Origin of the sequence: Lunatibacter salilacus (genome assembly GCF_009797935.1) — a bacterium.
Taxonomy (GTDB): Bacteria; Bacteroidota; Bacteroidia; order Cytophagales; family Cyclobacteriaceae; genus Lunatibacter; species Lunatibacter salilacus.
Map to the genome: position 1 here is coordinate 64,245 of NZ_VOLC01000005.1, position 17,954 is coordinate 82,198.

Sequence of the window (17,954 nt, forward strand, 5' to 3'; positions counted from 1 at the left end):
TACGCCAACTGGATCGAGGGTGGGCAAAATAAGCTGGCCGTGAACTTTACCTCACAATATATCATTATTTACCACTTGACTAACTCTTATCTTGAGTTCCTTTAATTAGGCCCAGACCACTGCTGAAGAAAATCAAGCCCAACACAAGTGAAACAGTTATCATTCGCCATGCAGGCTCCTCATTAAGAAAAAGATAGGCACCATAAATCAATCCAACTATTCCTAAAATAGTCAATAGGGGGCCAAAAATACGCTTTAAGTTCATACCTTATCTTATGTGTTTTCTTCAACTGTTCAAAAATACTGCCAATATCGGCGGAAACCTATTGTCCATATTTTCAAGACTATGATTTTGATTGAAACATACAGGCGACCAAAATCAGGTAAATCCCAGAATCAGTAGAAAATGAAAAAGAAAAGCTTTTCGAATCTACGAAGGCCTGCAAAAATATCGGAAAATTAAAATCCGTTCAAAATCAATTTAAAAACTAATGCCGCTAAAGATTGGTTTGAATTTAGACGTAAATCCAATACATTTAAAGTTAACGTAAATCACTAGAAAAAATGAAGACATATTATAATCCAGAAGACCTTAAGAAATTCGGTAAAATCGGAGAGTTCCAAAAGCCACTAGCAGATAAATTCTTTGATTATTACGGAGAGGTTTTTAAGGAAGGAGCATTGACAGCCCGGGAAAAATCACTGATAGCCTTGGCGGTAGCCCATGCTATCCAATGTCCCTATTGCATAGATGCCTATACGGTGGATACCATGGAAAAAGGATGTGACGAGGAACAGATGATGGAAGCGGTACATGTGGCTGCCGCTATCCGCGGGGGTGCGTCTTTAGTCCACAGCACCCAAATGATGAATAAAGTAAAGGAACTGTCCATGTGAAAAAGGCACGAAAGTAAGAATTGCTTAAATTCGTTTGACCGGGTCTCATACCGGAGCCCAGTTTTAAAAAGGCGGTATTCCCGCCAACCAACTATTTGTCTAATGAAATCATTAAAAGCGCAGAATCACCCTTTATCTAATTCCCAATACGAAATAGACTTACTGGAATCCCCCGATTTTGGAGTCAGTTTTGTCCAAAAGCTGGAGGAAACCAATTTGTTTCCCCTAAAGCCTGTGCAAATCGAGACCATGCAAATCAATATGGGAAAGATGTGCAATCAGGTTTGCAAACATTGCCATGTGGATGCGGGGCCTGACAGGAAGGAAATAATGACACGGGATATTATGGAGCAATGCCTAGCCGTGATCGAAAACAACCACATCAAATCCCTAGACCTCACCGGAGGGGCTCCGGAAATGAACCCGGAGTTCCGCTGGTTTGTAAGCAACATCCGCAGCATCAGCCCGGATATCAATATTATCGTCCGATGTAATCTGACTATTATTCTGGCCAATCCAAAATACCGTGATCTTCCTGAATTTTTCAAAGCGAATCAGGTAGAAGTAGTTTCTTCCCTACCCTACTTCTCCGCGGCCAAAACTGATTCCCAACGTGGAGATGGAGTATTTGAAAAATCCATTCAAGCACTCCGCATGTTGAATGATATAGGCTATGGCATGGAAAATAGCGATTTGATATTAAATTTGGTATATAATCCTTCCGGTGCCTTCCTTCCAGCCGCTCAGGCAGGCCTTGAAGCAGAATTCAAAAAGAAACTGAAATCCAATTTTAATATCAATTTCAATTCACTGTTCACCATTACCAATGTTCCCATCAGCAGGTTTTTGGAATACCTTATCCGTAGCGAAAATTATGAAGGATATATGGAAAAACTGATCGAATCCTACAATCCCACTGCGGCTGCCAATGTGATGTGCCGAACTACAATTTCTGTCGGTTGGGATGGGTACTTGTACGATTGTGATTTCAACCAGATGTTGGATCTGAAAGTGGAAACACCGCAGAGCCAGCACATATCGGATTGGAACCATAGTGCTTTAAAAAATAGGAATATCGTCGTCAACCAGCATTGCTTCGGCTGTACGGCTGGGGCGGGGTCAAGTTGTGGGGGAGCCACGGCTTAAACTCGATGTAGGAAGGGGGAAATTCAGCGATCCATCTTTTTAGTATCAAGGCAACTCTACCAAAAAACATTGATGCCAATTCTACCTTTTTATGAAACTGAGTGTTATTATACCTGTTTTGAATGAGGCAAAAAACTTAGTTGAAATGATACCCTTCTTTCTCGCTCATAAGCAGAGAAACAAATTTGAGGTGATTGTGGTGGATGGTGGAAGCAAAGATGATTCATTGCAGGTAGCACAAAATCTAGGAGTGCAAGTGCTGCAATCCAAGGAACGGTCGAGGGCCTGTCAGATGAACCTGGGAGCCAATCGAGCCTCGGGTGAAATCCTGTATTTCGTCCATGCGGATACCCGTGTATTACCCTCATTTTTTACCGATATCACAAAGACTGTTGACAGTGGAGTTCCGTCGGGTTGCTTTGCTTATTCCTTTGATTCTGAAAGTCGGCTTCTGAAAGTAAACTCCTGGTTTACCCAATTCAACGGACTACTCTCAGGGGGTGGGGATCAGACTTTGTTTGTCAAAAGGGATGTTTTTGAGGCGTTGGGCGGGTTTGATGAAAGCTACTGCATTATGGAAGATTTTGAATTTGTCCGAAGGCTGAAAAAGAAATACCGTTTCCATGTCATCCCAAAAAAAATCACCGTTTCCGCTAGAAAATACAAGTCAAATTCCTGGATAAGGGTACAGTTGGTTAATCTGCTTATGATTGTTCTATTTCATTATAAAATTTCGCCTATAAGGTTGAAATTTTTATACTCGAGGTTGTTGGTGTATAGATAAATTCAATCTTTCCGCGATTGATACTATTGGATATTGGGATATTCGTTGTAATTCCATAAAGTTGACACTCCTATTGATATTCATGGATATTAGATATTGGGATATCATTGGCGATTTTTCTACCCACATTTGACCCCGGCTGGGGTCAGTTTTTGCATTGCAATTCTAGTTGATTAAAAATCTTCCGGCTAAAACTAATATGCCAAATACAACAACAGGAAGTAGACGTTATCGCTCTCCGGGATCTCCGCCATGCAATATTTCTAATATCTACCAATATCCTGCCGATAGGCAAGTATCAATTAATATCCAGTATCCACAAATATCAAAAATTATATTTCGGCCACTAGGCCATACCCTGATCCGCTACGCTCCTCAGGGTCTACGCTTCGCTCCGATTTCCTCCATATTTTAAAATAATATCAACAACTATCAAAAATAATATTTCGGCCGTAGGCCATATTTCAACTATATTTCTATAATCAATAAATATCCAATATCTATCAATATCATTTTCTCCCATCAATATCATTTTTTTTAAGAATATCCATCGCAAACATCCCCATCGCCTTCACCCCCGTTTTAATAGTAGGTTCGTGCAAGGGTGCGAAATAGGGGCTGTGCAGTCCCGGGATTTCCAGTCCTTCCCGTTCGGCTTTTTCCAAAAACGCGGGGTCCGAAGCCCCCAAGTAAAACATCGTAATGGGTATCTTCCTTTCCTGCAATCCAAAGCGGCTGAAATCCTCACCGATCATCTGGGCCTCCACTTCTGTGACTTTATCATCCCCAAAGCTATTTTTGAACACTTCCGCCATGCGACCCGTCAAGTCGGCATCGTTGATTAGTGCTGGCGTATGGGGATCTCTGACCCAATAGGTCGGCATTTTGTCTTCGGGCAAGCCTGCCGCCCTAGCAAGATTTTCACTGATACGTTTCACGCTGGAAAGCAGCACTTCCCTTACTTCCGGAGAGTAAGACCTCAGCGTCAACTGCATCACGACCTCATCGGGGATGATATTGTGCACTGTCCCTCCGTGAATAGACCCAACCGTCACTACCGCCGGATCCGTCGGCGCAATTGTCCTGCTGACAATAGTTTGATAGGCTTGTATCATCTGTGAACTGAGGACAATCGGGTCAATACCTTTGTGTGGCGCAGCCCCATGTGCGCCCTGTCCATAGACTGTCACATTCATCATGTCCACTCCCGCCATCAGGGCACCTGCTTTGTAACCAAGCATACCTGCGGGAAGAAAGGGGTCATCGTGTAGCGCAATGGCATAGTCTGGATGGGGAAATCGCTCATACAAACCGTCCTTCATCATATTCGATGCACCCAGACCGTTTTCTTCGGAGGGCTGACCAACCATCAGTAGGGTACCGCTCCACGCATTTTTGTACTCCACCATCATTTTGGCTGTTCCCACAAAGACTGACATGTGTATATCATGTCCGCAAGAATGCGCGATATAGGTTTCCTTTCCGTCATTTGAAATTCCTTTCTTGGTGGAAGCGTAAGGGAGGCCTGTTTTTTCTTCCATGGGTAAGGCATCCATATCCGCACGGATCAGTAGGACTGGCCCCGCCCCATTTTCAAGTACGCCAACCACACCGTAGCTCCCCACATTTTCCGTCACCTGATAGCCCAAACTTTTTAGCTCAGATGCAATTCTTGCCGAAGTCTCCTTCTCCTGCAGTGATAGTTCGGGGTTTTGGTGGAGATGTTTGTAAAGCTGGTCCAGTTCCGGATAGATTTCGTCAATAAACATGTCGGCATTTTGGGTGAATCCAAATGTCGGAAATAATATAAGGGAAGAAAAAAGGATAAGGGAAAACAGTAAAACTTTCATAAATTTCTTGTAAGATTCTTTTTCAAATAACGTAAATTATTCCCTCTTTTGGATACTCGTTCTAATTTTTGGGCTGATATAATGCCAATGCTTTTATGCCAATCATAAAAAAATCCACCTATACGATACCTCCAAGGTACCTTTTCAACGGTCATTTTGAAACCATTATTCCGAGTATATTTCGAAAGATAGTGGGAGTTAACTATCATCGGGAACGGATTGATACACCTGATGATGATTTTTTGGATCTGGATTGGTCAAGGGTAGGATCGGACAACCTGTTGATCATCTCGCATGGGCTGGAGGGAAGTTCTGAAAGGCACTATGCCAGGGGACTGGCTAAACTTTTCAACCAGAATGGGTATGATGTATTGGCATGGAACAACCGAAGCTGCGGTGGTGAAATGAATATTCAGCCGATCCTCTATCATCACGGATCGTCGTATGATTTAAAAACCGTCATTGATCACGTTGAAAAAACCAACGCCTATTCGTCTTATTACCTCGCAGGAATAAGCATGGGCGGTGCCCAGACCCTAAAGTATTTGGGTGAAAATGGATTGGATATCAACCCGAAAATCAAAAAGGCAGCGGTCTACTCCGCTCCGTGCAATCTTGCGGATTCGGCTGCAACCTTAAAAGAAAGGCGAAATAGCTTTTATAAAAGACGATTTTTAGGGAAGTTAAAGGCCAAAATGTTTTTAAAAGGGCAACAATTTCCCGATCTGGTGGATTTGGATTTACTAAAGTCTGTAAGGGAGTTTGACACTTTCGACACCCAATTTACTGCCAGAATACATGGATACAAAGATGCGGTGGATTTTTACAGCAACGTAAGTGCCGACAAATGGATGGAAAATATCCAACTTCCCACACTGATCATCAATGCGCTTAACGACCCCTTGTTGATAGATAGGTGCTATCCGGTGAAAATGGCAAGCAATCACCCCCACCTATTTTTGGAAATGCCCGCTAGAGGTGGCCATACCGGGTTTATGGTCAAAGGCCAGGAATTCACCTGGGCGGAGTATAGGTTTTTGGAGTTTTTGGGAGATGGGGTGTTTTAGAAAAAGGTGAATACTATAAAAATAGTAAATTGGAGAATGGTGAACGGTGAATGGTGAATTAAAAATTACGGATTACGAATTAAAAATCCAGAACGCACATTTCATCACCCAACATTTTTTAGGCATCGTCAAAACATCAATCTGAAATTGAAATCAAAAATCCTAAACCTCTGTTTTCAAAAATATTAATCATTTAAGAACAAATAAACTTTAGGCATGGTCAATTTGCTTCGATTTCAACAAACGCCATCTGGTAATAAATTCAACTTAAATCTAATATCAAAAAATTTCATTTCCCTTAATTATCCCCAGGTGGGGAAATTTAGAGATAATTTGGGAAATTATATAAATAGCCATCTTGCTTGATTCATCATCGGTAATTTAAATTTTTCGCAGGTAAAACCTTTGTCCAATTCAATTTCAAATCTTTAAAAACGAATCTCATAGGTGGAGTTAAATTCCTTTTGATTTTTACGGCACAATGGTTGTAACAGACTCTATTTATAAAAACCAACGCATTATTTTGCCATGAATAAGATCATATTTTCAGTACTCATATTATCCAGCTTGCTCGTTTCCTGTTTTAGTGAAAGGGAACCTCAAGTTGAAGGGAATGCCCGATTAGAAGTGTTTTTGATCGATGCTCCCGCTGATTTTCAGGAGGTATGGGTGGAAGTTTTGGCTGTAGAAATCCTTCCCAGCGGGGGAAATGAGGGAAACGGTAACGATTGGTTTAATATGCCTTATCTAGCAGATGATAGAGAGATCAACTTGCTTGAGCTTACGGGAGGCAATTCATTACGGCTGGGTGAAATTGAACTTCCCGCCGGAGACATAACCCAATTAAGACTGATTTTAGGAGATAACAATTACTTGGTTAAGGATGATCAACAAATTCCGCTATCCACTCCCAGCGCACAGCAAAGTGGACTTAAAGTTTCTGTTGACAAATCGTTGACCGCAGGAGCCTCTCACGATCTGATCATTGATTTTGATGTTTCAAAATCAATTGTGCGGGCCGGCGCATCCGGTCAATATATTCTTAAACCAGTTCTCCGGGTTCTTGATCAGGAATATGCCACGATAGATGGCGTTGTTTCTCCTCAGGATGCTTGGCCGGCTTCGGTAGTGGCCGTTACGGGACAGGATTCTATAGGCACCTTTGTTGACACCAACGGATACTTCAAGGTTAAAGGATTGAAGGAAGCTACCTATACGATTGTGGTCACTCCCAATCAGAATTTTAAAACCTATGTCTCTGAGCCGTTCGAAACAAAGATGAGAGAAACCAAAAGTGCGGGAAGTATAGAACTGGAGCGGATATTTACAGGAGAAGATTGAATTCCCTTAACCAAAATAATAGGGGCGTAGCCCTGATATCTTAGTAGAATAGAATTGGAGTTGGGAAACATAGGGGCGTAGCCCTGACATCTTTGTGCCGCGGAAACCGAATCAAAAACCAAAAGAGCTTTGATCCTGAATCGTTGTAGATCGACATTGGTATCACAATCCATAGGGGCGGCCTAAAATCTTCGTAGAATTGAAAATCAGCCATTTTGAAGAGTGCGGCGTAGCCACCCTACGTTGTACTCGAAAAGTGACGGGTACCACCTGATTTTAAGGTTTTTTTGTCCACGGTAGAAATTCCAGCATTGTGTCCGGATTAAAATTCAAATCTTTCGGGATCAATCTCCCAAAAGGTTTCTTCACAATCCCATATATAAATTTTGCCATCGGCCATAAATGCCATGTTTCTATCGTATTGACAGGTAAGATAGCTTGGATGGGACAAGTTGGTGACTTGATTTAATATCAGGGTTTCCAAATCCAGCACAAAAATATCGTTAGCCACAAGGATGGCCTTGTTTCCTATTAAAAACACCTCATCTGTTTTTACGCCAACACGCCCAACTTCACTATATCTTTGGATAAGGTTCCAACTATCAGTGGACACGTCAAATTCATAGAGACCGCTAGCTTCATCCCCATACTCATTGGGGATACCGTAAGCAAGGTATCTTCCATTATATCTAAATGGAACTGTACGGCCTACTATGCCCCGCTTTTGCACTTTATCAGGCAATTGTATCCATTTTTCAGTAGGTATATCAAACTTATATCTTAACCCATGATCTTCACCGGTTTCAGGTTCAAATCCACCCTCCAAATACATTTGATTATTGACTACATGGGTAAACATAGGCCTCCACTGATTGATAGGTACATCCGGAAGCCTTCTTATTTCCTTACTTCGAAGGTTAAACACATAAAAAGCACGGTTGAACGGATTGTGATTGGAAGTCTGACCACCGCCAATATACCAATTATCGCCATGGGCTACTGAAAATGTAAATCTGAGGGTGTTGGTAGCTATTTGCAGCGCACGTATAGGGTTAACGAATTTTTGTGCGATGTCAATTTCAAATATCTCCTTATTACCCAAAGCAAAACCTTTTCCTTCGAATCCGGTCATGTTACCTAATCTCAGAAAACTCGAAAAAGGCATTGAGGGTATTGTATTTCTCACAAAAGGAATATCGGGATCGGTAAGCTCAATAGTTACCGCATTTAATGATATCTTTTTGTTAGTTTCAAATCTAAATTCATTGATCCGCGAAAAATTAAACCCTTGCCTCCATAGCCTTAATGTCAACGTTTCGCTGTCTGAAGCCTCTGCGCCGACTTCAAAGATCTGTCCATTAATAACCCCCAAATGTTTGAACGGTGCGGCATAATTGAAATTACGCCCTTTTATGGTGAAGTAGTCATCGAACGCAATTTTGACATATTGTCCAGGATCAATCTCTGTTGGGTTGTAATCAAAAACCGCAGGTCCCAAGTTGTACTGTTTACCTCTTATTTCTACCGTGACGTAATTCTCCATTCCTGCATTTTTAGGATCTGGCCTGAAGACTATCTTTTCCCGATCAGCGGATTCAATCGTGACGTTGCTATAATGATACCATTCAGGTGTCTGAGGGAGAACGATCACTTTTAAATTCAAATCATTCAGATATTTACCGGAAATTACCACCGAACCTCCATAATCAATATGTTGTATTTCCAATTCGTCAAATTCCGCATCTTTAAATGGAATATGAAGATTCATTTCAACCTTTTTATCCAATATCTGAATTGAAATCGGGAATACATCTTGGTCTGGAGCATAGGTGCTAAAATCGTAGAATTCTGGTATGATGAACTTAAACGAATCATTTTGGACATCAATTACATTAGCCTCCGTATGTTGAAAGGTAACCGAATAATTCCCAGTATTATTGCTGAATTTGCTTCCGTAAACAGTAATGGTATCGCCAAAAAAAATCGGTTCTTTATATTCCATTTTTTCGAATACAAAACCAGCAGCGCCTTGGCTTACAAAACTTTGTGGCGCTGAAAAAACCACTCCCGATGCAGTTTGCAAAAATGCCACCACCTGATATTTCCTTCCATTAACCATTGAGTGCTCTCCCTTAAGCACGAAATGCTTTTCCGGTTTTCCTGCCTGTCTAATTACCTCGGAATTGTCAAAACGGGGAAGCTCGTGGATGCTATAAAGAAATCCATATTCCGAAATTTCCTCGCTGCCAAAATCATAAATATTGGAGGCAAACTGCGCCCCAGTAGCGTCAACCTCTTGTATATAAGCCATGCTAAATCTGGGATTGGTTCTCGGCGCTAATTCAGCCGTCTCACACGCTCCTACAAGAGCGACTAATACTAGTAGAATGATATGCTTTCTCATAACCTAAAACCCAACATAAATGAGGCAATTAAATGATTATAGGTGACTTGTCCTGATCCGAGTGTTAGCGCATATCCATTATCTGTATATTCGACATGAACTTCAGAAATGATGCCCCACTTCCTCTTATACCTCAAGTGGGTTCCCAATTTTAAAGCAGGGGAAAACTGAATTTTTGAATTGCTGTAAACAGGCCTTTCGAATAATTCGACAATGACTGGCTCGTTTTTGGTCCTGACATCTATGATGTTCATTGTCGTATTGGTAGCATTAAACCGAAAATTCATACCAGCTCCAACATAAAATTCACTATCTAAGGATCGGAACAGGATATAATCGAAAAAAACAGGGGTCATAATGGTGGAAGTAGAAAATTCCTGCGTCGCAGTATACATGTGATTATGCGTATCCAATTCTACATGTACGGCATTGTCAACCTGCGAAAACCCAACGCCAAGATCGACGGCAATGCGTGGCATCCGTCTCCACTGATCCAACTTGAGCCCCAAAGAAATAAAAGGGGCCAAATTACTATCTGTAATATGTCTAACTTTGTCCGGAGAAGTTGTGGGATATGTTTGGAATATTGAAACTCCAGCACCGCCTATTAGTGAGGCTCGTAGAATAGGTATTTCTTCCACAAGCAATTCGTAGGGATATTGCCCACAATGGTGATAGGCCAAAATGATATCTATAAAGCCCCCTTCCGTAAAACTCGTCTTAGCGATCTTACTCTGCATTTCCATGCCACAGGGACCAAACAACATGTAGTTTAGAATGCCAATATATTTTCTACGTCTTGTCATGACCACATTCCCCCCAACTTCCCTTGGTGTAGGATTATTGGTCAGTTCCAAGATTTCCTTTTCATTTTCAACGAAGAACCGACTGTTGAAACTGAGTAGGTTTACCCTTCCACGTAAAATAACTTGAATAAACACCAATTTTCCGTCATCACTATCAGGGAGTGCGCGGCTTTCAAAGGTTCTGCCGTTGGACAAGCCGAATGCTATTAGATCCTTTGGGAAAAGATTTTGGGATTTTCCATAGAAATCAACAAAGGTTATAGAATTGGCTTGGTTAAAATCGAAAGACCGGGATATTGTACCAAACGTTTTCGTGCCATCCAGCGTGATGATGTAATCCGTGGATAAATTTTGCCCAACGGAAAAAAAATTGATAAACAACAAGCAATAGATTCCAATTGCAAAAAGCCCTATGGTTTTCATATCTCTTTGAAATAATTTTTGAAAAATCTTCTAAAAGTGCTCTAAGAAAGTCAAGTTAAAGAGTCAATTTTTTAGAATTCTAATCCAGAACATCCTTAAAAATATTGACATCGAATTCATGCCCGAAAATGCCTATGCGTGATTTTGAAAATTTTATCACAATCATAAATAAAATTTTGGTAATTTAAAATGACGGAAAAAATAGTTTGTAATAACAATTGTTATTAACCTAATATTCAGGTCATTAATTTTACAAAAATGGCGATAAATTACTTAAATTTATCGCCATTTTCTCGTTTCAATTAAGCTCAGGAATTAAATCTCAATCCCCAATTTCCATTTCTTTGCTAAAAGGCTGCTTATAAAACTTTATGCCTTTTGAAATGTACAGCCACAGTTCCAACAAAGCAGAAAATATGCTTTTGTTTTTGACTGTCCCATTTATCAATAATTAAAAATGTTTTTTACTGAAAACAAAATTGCGCTGTATTCTTCTGAGTCTTAAGCAACCCTTCCCGATACCCCAGGTTGCACCTCTGAAGAGTTCGACAGCTTCACTGTCGGTCATTCGATATAAACCTGTTCTAATATTCAAGTTTCTTTCATGAACAATATTTTTCCTTCAGACTAGGATTTCTTGAAATAAAACAAATCCCGACCCCGAATGGGGTCCAACTCCTCAGTAGCCATGGCTGAAACTCATGGACAAGAAATATCCCCTCGTCCACCACGACCCCGAAGCGGGTCGAAACTTTGATGCCAGAAGGTAAAGTTCAACCAATTCAGGGTTGGAATTGAATTTGATATTATTCCTTCAGCGATGCCATATCAATGACAAAACGGTACTTCACATCGCTCTTTAGCATTCTTTCGTAGGCCGTATTGATGTCCTGCATTTTAATGATTTCGATATCAGATACGATATTGTTCTCTCCGCAGAAGTCCAGCATTTCCTGCGTTTCCGCAATGCCGCCTATTACCGAGCCAGCCACTGATTTTCTTCCCATAATCAATGGGACGGAGTTTAGCATGGGGTCCAGTTCTCCCAAGTAACCGACCAGAACCAAGGTGCCGTTGATAGTTAATGTAGCGACATAGGGATTGATATCATGGATATAAGGAACGGTGTCGATGATCAGATCAAATTTGCCCGCTACTGAATCCATTTGGTCGGCGTCTGTAGAAATTATCACTTCGTCAGCCCCCAGCCTTTCCGCATCGGCTTTCTTACCTTCCGACCTTGAAAATAGGGTGACCTCCGCTCCCAATCCTTTGGCCAATTTGATGGCCATATGACCTAATCCACCCAAACCCACTACGGCAACTTTGCTGCCTTTTCCTACCTTCCAATGTCTCAAGGGAGACCAGGTGGTAATTCCGGCACATAGCAAGGGCGAAACAGCGGCAGGGTCCAGATTAGTTGGAACTTTTAACACAAAATGTTCATCGACAACCACTTTTTCCGAGTATCCTCCGAATGTCTGTTCGTCCAGATATTTCTCATGCCCGTTGTAAGTGCCGGTAAATCCATTCAAACAATACTGTTCTAAATCCTTTTTGCAGCTCTCGCAGGTTCTGCAACTATCCACCAAACAGCCTACGCCTACCAAATCTCCAACTTTGAACCCCGTCACTCCATTGCCTACCTGTGTCACCTTTCCCACAATTTCATGGCCGGGAACGGTCGGATATATCGTCCCTCCCCAGTCATTGCGAGCCGTATGCAAATCGGAGTGACAAACTCCGCAATAGAGGATTTCGATTTCCACGTCTTTGGGTGTGACGGATCTTCTTTTGATATCCAGTTGGTCTAGGTCCGAATCTGGGGATGCAGCACCGTATGCTTTTATATTTGTAGTTTTCATGTTCAAGGTTTTTAAGATTGTTGTTGGGCAGATTTATTCTATAGGCAAATTAATTCCGATTAAAATACATCAAAAATGGCACCGAAAATCCCAACACTAATAATATCCATTTATGCCCTATTTGGATGATTATATGTAGATTAAAAGCAGGCCGAAACCTTGACGGTAGAAGGTAGATTGACAAATTTTTATGGGCAAAGGCTTCTAGCCGGAGCAAACTGAAATACCGGATTTTTCTTTCTCACCAATCAAATTGTACTCGTTGGCAATTATCCAATTGCCCAAGTGGGTTTGTTCCTCCGGCGTAAGGATTTGATTGGCCTTCTCTAATTCTTTTTTAAATAGGCCGTAATCAAAACTAACCTTGGTAAGAACTACTTTGTAATAATTCAAATAAGTCATATTCAGTGGCATTTTATAAAGTGTCATTACGATTAAAACAAAGCCCAAAACAATTTCGAACGAACTGTTTTGGGCCGATTGCTTTTTTAAGAAATTTTAATTCCCGTTTGTGCTTACTTATGTTTCACTTCATTCGTAATTAGGATTTTGGGTTATCAATCCTCTTCCCAAGTCAATTTGATTTTGCGGAATGGGAAAATACTCGTTTTTACCGGGTATAAAGTTTGCTCCTGACAAATGGGGCCTTCTTTCCTTTTCAACCTCGAAATAATCCCTGAGGACATTTGCAGCTACTCCCCAACGTACTAAATCGAAAAACCTGTGTCCTTCATGAGCCATTTCCAATCTTCTCTCCGTCCTCAGCGCCTCTAATGCCTGCACTTCATTTGCAAAAGGCTGATTATATTCATTAATCAAATACCTGTCCGCTTCCGAAGTACCAGCAAGATTCATGACTTTTCTACTGTTTTGAGCTCTTTCTCTTACCAAATTAATATAGGTTCTACCTTCTTCCAGTTTTCCGTTTTTAATCGCTGCCTCGGCTTTCCAAAGGAGTAAATCTGCGTATCGAATAACATAGTAGTTCAGACTGTTTATATAGGGCCAAATTTGAAGATAGTGGGTAGATTTAGCTGAAACCATCCGCTTTTTTGGGCTAAACGGCCCATAGGTAGACAAGTCCCTTGCCCATGAAGCCTCGTAATTGATTCCAAGATCAAGATATGGAACACCAGGTCGTGCAACTGTATGGTCAATTCTAGGATCAAATTGCTGGTCCTGGCCAGGGTTTATATTATCGGCAACCGGCAAACCCAGTTCATTTGTCTTATAAGCATTTATTAAATTTTGGGTTGGTCTTAAAAATCCATACTGAGGATAGAAAGGTCCTCCAGGCGGCATTAGCCGATCTCCGATGGATCCATTATAATTACTGGGAGAACCATCATTTATAGAATGCTGCACCGCAAAAATTATTTCAGAACCGTTGTCATTTTCGGGCAAAAACACATCGTTAAAATTTGCCATTAATTGATACGTATTACTCGCAATAACCTCATCAGCTGCGGCCTCAGCGGCCGCCCAATTTTCCCGATAGAGATAAACTTTAGCCAAATAGGCTTTGGCTGCCCATTTAGTTGGTCTTCCCGGATCTGTTTGCGTCTCCGGTAAAGCACCAAAAGCTTGGTTAAAATCTGCTTCTATTTTGTCCCAAAGCTCATCGTTGGACAGACTGGTGTTGGAAACGTAATAGTCTTCTGCTGTTTGTGCGGATTCATCAACATAGGGAATTCTATTGTAGATTTTCTTTAACTCAAAATAAAAATGCCCCCTCAAAAAGCGCATCTCCGCCAGTCGATTTGAAGCTAATCTAGGCTCCATATTATTACTTTCTCCAATCAGACGCATGGCCAGATTGGCTCTTTTTACTCCTTCATAGAGTGCCATCCACTTTCTTTCAACATCCCTGATTGTTGGATTGGTTAAAAAAAGCTCCATTTGATGAATTTGATTTTGATCGCCGGTACCTCCACCCCCTTTGTAGGCATCGTCAGAAACTACATCTCCAAAATTCCAATTAGAAGCGGGAGAATTAAAAGCACTAGATGCGTCATCCATCTGTCCATTCAAAATACTATAGGCTGAAATTACAGCTCCTTCTAAATTTTCCAACCGAAGAATTTGATCTGGAGATATTTCCCCAACTGGCTGTTCGTCTAGAAAGTTATCCGAACAGGAAGCTCCTAGAAAACAAGAGAGTAAACCAAAGATAAATATGATATTTTTCATGTGTTGATTTCTTAAATTATTGGTATTTTTCACGTTGTCCGGGTGCAACCTAGACATTTCAATGATCAATTTATACCTCTTATAAAGTTAGGTTAACGCCAAGGGTGAAATTCCTGTTAGGAGGGTAGATTCCCCTATCCACTCCTATATCTAGGTTTCGCAGTTCAGAATTATAATTTTGCAGGCCAATTTCAGGATCCATTCCCTCATATTTGGTAATAGTAAATAAGTTTTGGGCTTGGAGGTAGACTCTCAGTTTTGTCAAACGTAACTTAGCCAAAACATCTTCCGGTAATGAATAACCGATTTGCATGTTACGTAGTCTCAAAAATGATCCATCTGAAATGTAGTAAGAGCTTGGCCGAATGTTGTTATTTCTGTCATTTAAGGATAACCTGGGGATGGTTGACCCCGTATTGTCAGGACGCCAGGCATCCAACACCCGCTCATGCTTATTGTAGGCACTCAGGTTGAAAAAATCCAGATAGTATCTGGTCAAGTCATAGGTTTCATTCCCGAAACTTCCGTAGAAAAAGAAGGAGGCATCAAATTGCTTATAGTTTCCGGAGAAATTCAGCCCCAGAGTCATGTCAGGATGCGGGTTTCCAATAAAGGTTCTATCCTGATTATCAATGACTCCATCTCCATTAATATCTCTGAATTTCAGATCTCCCGGACGAGCTTCTGCCTGGGTGGCATGGGAAGCAATTTCCTCCTGACTGGTAAAAATTCCTAAAGCTTCAAATCCATAAAAAGAGGCAATTGGCTGCCCTACGGCAGAACGGGTCACCTCTTGTCCAAAGTTCACCGTGTGTAGGAGGGAGCTGGGAAGCGCAATATAGTCAACCTCGTCAGGTAAACCCGTCATCTCATTTCGAATAGCTGTAAGATTTAAGCCAACGGAATAAGTAAAATCACCCTCTGGCTTGCTATAATACTGCAACTGTAATTCTAGTCCCCGATTTCTCATTTCCCCGGCATTATCCCAACTGGAAATATTTGACCCCCCAAGCATTGGCGAAAGGGGCCTTTCGATCAACATATCGCTTGTTCTTTTTACAAAATAATCCAAGTTGATTCCAAGCCGATGATTAAAAAGTGTAGCGTCTAATCCAAGATTTGTTTGCGTGGTGGTTTCCCATTTCAGGTTTGGATTACCGTTTCTGGTCTCTGTCAATCCCAATGCAACATTGTTTTGGGAGCCCGAAATGGGATAATTGGAGTAGTTGGGATAACTTCTGTAGCTAGAAAAGGTAGAGTATGGCGGGATATCCTGGTTACCTGTTTCTCCCCAACCAACCCTTAACTTCAAATCGTCAACCATGGCCAGATCGAAGAAATCCTCCCCTGATATTCTCCATCCTGCCGAAAAAGCCGGAAATGTTCCCCATCGATTATTGGCCAATTTGGAACTACCATCTCTCCTCACAGTGATGGAGGCCAAATATTTATCGGCATAGGAATATTCCACTTTTGCCAAATAAGAAAACAACGACCAATCTGAGGCAGTTCCGGTGTTACGTTGATCTGATCCGTCTCCAGCATCCAAGTATCTAAAATTTGGGTCGTCATAAGGAAAACCAAAACGGCTGGCAGAAAATCCTTCCCTGTAAAAGGAAATCGATTCAATACCTGCAAGCATTCCAAACTGGTGTTTTCCGAAGATACGGCTATAATTGAGGGTATTAGACCATACCCATTCGTATTGGTATCGATTTTCGGTGCTTAGGTCACTTAACACCCGCTGGGTATATATTTCTTCAAAGACAGGATTGAACCTTCTAAAATTATAATTTTCAAAATTTACACCGAGGTTCGTTTTGAGCTCCAACCCTTCTGACAATTCCAAGTTGGCATAAACATTCCCAAAAAGCTTGAGGTTTTTCCTTACGTTATCTTTGTTTCTATTTAGCCTTCCAAGGGGATTTTGGGTATCGCTTGTTGCTGAACCGGCGAAATCTCCATTTACATCATATACAGGGGAAATGGAAGGGAAACGGTAGGCATCGTAAACTATACTTCCCAAAGCCGCATTCGTTGTAACATCCGTATTCCATGTATAGGCCGCCGTAATATTTTCTCCTATGGTCAACCGATCAAAAAGCTTGAACTCAGAATTAAACCTAGTAGCAAAACGTTTAAATCCCGTGTGCTTAATCAGACCTTCTTGATCAAAATAATTGAATGAGAGAAAATGGTTGGCATCCTTTGTACTTTTGGAGAAATCAAGGTTATAGGATTGAATGACAGCAGCCCTGAAGATTTCGTTTACCCAGTCCACGTCCGCAGATGGGACAGTTTCTGCTTGATCTATCCAACTTGGAATAGTAGGTTGGGGGCCGGAACCGTACACGTCACTTGATGGTTGACCACCATCGTTTAATGTCGCTTCCCACAAAAGGTTACCATAATCGGCAGCATTTAGCATGCGGGGAAGATTAAAGGGAGTTTGGACTCCCACATAACTGTTGAAATTCATTCTGGTTTCCTCCGTCCTGCCTTTTTTGGTGGTGATGATGACCACACCATTGGCCGCCCTAGACCCGTAAATAGATGCTGCAGCAGCATCTCTAAGAACCTGAAAAGAAGCAATGTCATTGGGATTGATCATATTAATCCCCGAAGTAGTAGGAACACCGTCAATTACATACAGGGGATCATTATTTCTTATGGTGCTAAAACCCCTTACCCTAATCGCAACCCCACCCCCGGGAGCGTTGTCTGACACGACGTTTACGCCAGGCGCCCTACCTTGAATCATTCCATCTATGCCCGCTGAGGGAATATTCGCTATTTCCTCCATGTCGATAGTGGAAACAGCACCGGTAACATCCTTCCTTTTTTGCGACCCATAACCCGTAACAATAAATTCATCTAAGGATAGATCGTCAGCAACCAATCGAACTTCAACAAAGCTCTGATTGCCCACAGTAATTTCCTGAGGGATAAAGCCTAGATAAGATACTAGAATTCGGTTTTCTTCACCCGTAAGCTGTAGGCCAAATATACCGTCAAGGTCTGTAATAGTTCCTGAATTGGTTCCCTTGATTGTAATAGCTGCCCCGACCAACGGTTGGTCGCCGTCGTCGAATACAATTCCTTCAATTCTCTGCTGCGCATTTATCGTACCGCTATACAGCAGAAATAAAATAACAAGTAGTGGTATATTTTTTTTCATTTT

At 41.4% G+C, this 17,954-nt stretch carries 13 protein-coding genes; 5 read left to right on the top strand and 8 right to left on the bottom strand.

What is annotated here, in order from left to right; translation table 11 throughout:
- Window positions 1–79 precede the first annotated feature (79 nt).
- Window positions 80–265 carry a hypothetical protein gene (locus tag FQ608_RS08550; protein ID WP_158857466.1) on the bottom strand — a complete coding sequence of 62 codons (186 nt, stop codon included), beginning with the start codon at window positions 263–265 and terminating at the stop codon, window positions 80–82.
- Window positions 266–564: 299 nt separating this feature from the next.
- On the opposite strand from FQ608_RS08550, the gene FQ608_RS08555 reads away from it, so the two are divergent.
- The 3 genes from FQ608_RS08555 to FQ608_RS08565 all read left to right on the top strand — a co-directional run bounded on the left by FQ608_RS08555 (window position 565) and on the right by FQ608_RS08565 (window position 2,827).
- Window positions 565–897 (top strand): arsenosugar biosynthesis-associated peroxidase-like protein, encoded by a 333-nt coding sequence (locus FQ608_RS08555; protein ID WP_158857468.1) that lies wholly within the window; start codon window positions 565–567, stop codon window positions 895–897.
- Window positions 898–999: 102 nt separating this feature from the next.
- A complete protein-coding gene (gene arsS, locus FQ608_RS08560) occupies window positions 1,000–2,043 on the top strand; it encodes an arsenosugar biosynthesis radical SAM (seleno)protein ArsS (protein ID WP_158857470.1) in 1,044 nt (347 codons plus the stop codon).
- A 91-nt stretch (window positions 2,044–2,134) separates the two neighbouring features.
- On the top strand, window positions 2,135–2,827 hold the full coding sequence (locus tag FQ608_RS08565) for a TIGR04283 family arsenosugar biosynthesis glycosyltransferase (protein ID WP_158857472.1): 693 nt from the start codon (window positions 2,135–2,137) through the stop codon (window positions 2,825–2,827).
- A gap of 509 nt (window positions 2,828–3,336) precedes the next feature.
- Here the strand turns inward: FQ608_RS08565 and FQ608_RS08570 are convergent.
- Entirely contained in the window at window positions 3,337–4,677 is a 1,341-nt protein-coding gene (locus FQ608_RS08570; RefSeq protein WP_158857474.1) for an amidohydrolase, read from the bottom strand.
- Window positions 4,678–4,772: 95 nt separating this feature from the next.
- On the opposite strand from FQ608_RS08570, the gene FQ608_RS08575 reads away from it, so the two are divergent.
- Window positions 4,773–5,744: a YheT family hydrolase gene (locus FQ608_RS08575; protein WP_158857476.1), complete on the top strand. Its 972-nt coding sequence runs from the start codon at window positions 4,773–4,775 to the stop codon at window positions 5,742–5,744.
- 528 nt (window positions 5,745–6,272) lie between these two features.
- Window positions 6,273–7,085, top strand: a complete 813-nt coding sequence (locus FQ608_RS08580) for a DUF4382 domain-containing protein (RefSeq protein WP_158857478.1) — start codon at window positions 6,273–6,275, stop codon at window positions 7,083–7,085.
- Window positions 7,086–7,407: 322 nt separating this feature from the next.
- Here the strand turns inward: FQ608_RS08580 and FQ608_RS08585 are convergent, their stop codons facing one another.
- The 6 genes from FQ608_RS08585 to FQ608_RS08610 form a co-directional block, all read right to left on the bottom strand.
- Window positions 7,408–9,489, bottom strand: a complete 2,082-nt coding sequence (locus FQ608_RS08585) for an IPT/TIG domain-containing protein (protein WP_158857480.1) — start codon at window positions 9,487–9,489, stop codon at window positions 7,408–7,410.
- Window positions 9,486–10,718 carry a hypothetical protein gene (locus tag FQ608_RS08590; RefSeq protein ID WP_158857482.1) on the bottom strand — a complete coding sequence of 411 codons (1,233 nt, stop codon included), beginning with the start codon at window positions 10,716–10,718 and terminating at the stop codon, window positions 9,486–9,488. Before FQ608_RS08590 ends, FQ608_RS08585 begins: the two co-directional genes overlap by 4 nt.
- 806 nt (window positions 10,719–11,524) lie before the next feature.
- Window positions 11,525–12,583: an NAD(P)-dependent alcohol dehydrogenase gene (locus FQ608_RS08595; RefSeq protein ID WP_158857484.1), complete on the bottom strand. Its 1,059-nt coding sequence runs from the start codon at window positions 12,581–12,583 to the stop codon at window positions 11,525–11,527.
- 204 nt (window positions 12,584–12,787) lie between these two features.
- Entirely contained in the window at window positions 12,788–13,012 is a 225-nt protein-coding gene (locus FQ608_RS08600) for a hypothetical protein (protein ID WP_158857486.1), read from the bottom strand.
- Window positions 13,013–13,114: 102 nt separating this feature from the next.
- The gene (locus FQ608_RS08605; RefSeq protein ID WP_158857488.1) at window positions 13,115–14,773 is read right to left on the bottom strand and encodes a RagB/SusD family nutrient uptake outer membrane protein; all 1,659 of its coding nucleotides are present in this window, start codon (window positions 14,771–14,773) and stop codon (window positions 13,115–13,117) included.
- 79 nt (window positions 14,774–14,852) lie between these two features.
- Window positions 14,853–17,951 (bottom strand): SusC/RagA family TonB-linked outer membrane protein, encoded by a 3,099-nt coding sequence (locus FQ608_RS08610; protein ID WP_158857490.1) that lies wholly within the window; start codon window positions 17,949–17,951, stop codon window positions 14,853–14,855.
- Window positions 17,952–17,954 lie beyond the last annotated feature (3 nt).

Excerpts from the sequence above, each read along its gene's own strand:
- FQ608_RS08550 (WP_158857466.1), bottom strand. The coding sequence starts at position 265 with ATGAACTTAAAGCGTATTTTTGGCCCCCTATTGACTATTTTAGGAATA.
- FQ608_RS08555 (WP_158857468.1), top strand. The coding sequence starts at position 565 with ATGAAGACATATTATAATCCAGAAGACCTTAAGAAATTCGGTAAAATC.
- arsS (WP_158857470.1), top strand. The coding sequence starts at position 1,000 with ATGAAATCATTAAAAGCGCAGAATCACCCTTTATCTAATTCCCAATAC.
- FQ608_RS08565 (WP_158857472.1), top strand. The coding sequence starts at position 2,135 with ATGAAACTGAGTGTTATTATACCTGTTTTGAATGAGGCAAAAAACTTA.
- FQ608_RS08570 (WP_158857474.1), bottom strand. The coding sequence starts at position 4,677 with ATGAAAGTTTTACTGTTTTCCCTTATCCTTTTTTCTTCCCTTATATTA.
- FQ608_RS08575 (WP_158857476.1), top strand. The coding sequence starts at position 4,773 with ATGCCAATCATAAAAAAATCCACCTATACGATACCTCCAAGGTACCTT.
- FQ608_RS08580 (WP_158857478.1), top strand. The coding sequence starts at position 6,273 with ATGAATAAGATCATATTTTCAGTACTCATATTATCCAGCTTGCTCGTT.
- FQ608_RS08585 (WP_158857480.1), bottom strand. The coding sequence starts at position 9,489 with ATGAGAAAGCATATCATTCTACTAGTATTAGTCGCTCTTGTAGGAGCG.
- FQ608_RS08590 (WP_158857482.1), bottom strand. The coding sequence starts at position 10,718 with ATGAAAACCATAGGGCTTTTTGCAATTGGAATCTATTGCTTGTTGTTT.
- FQ608_RS08595 (WP_158857484.1), bottom strand. The coding sequence starts at position 12,583 with ATGAAAACTACAAATATAAAAGCATACGGTGCTGCATCCCCAGATTCG.
- FQ608_RS08600 (WP_158857486.1), bottom strand. The coding sequence starts at position 13,012 with ATGACACTTTATAAAATGCCACTGAATATGACTTATTTGAATTATTAC.
- FQ608_RS08605 (WP_158857488.1), bottom strand. The coding sequence starts at position 14,773 with ATGAAAAATATCATATTTATCTTTGGTTTACTCTCTTGTTTTCTAGGA.
- FQ608_RS08610 (WP_158857490.1), bottom strand. The coding sequence starts at position 17,951 with ATGAAAAAAAATATACCACTACTTGTTATTTTATTTCTGCTGTATAGC.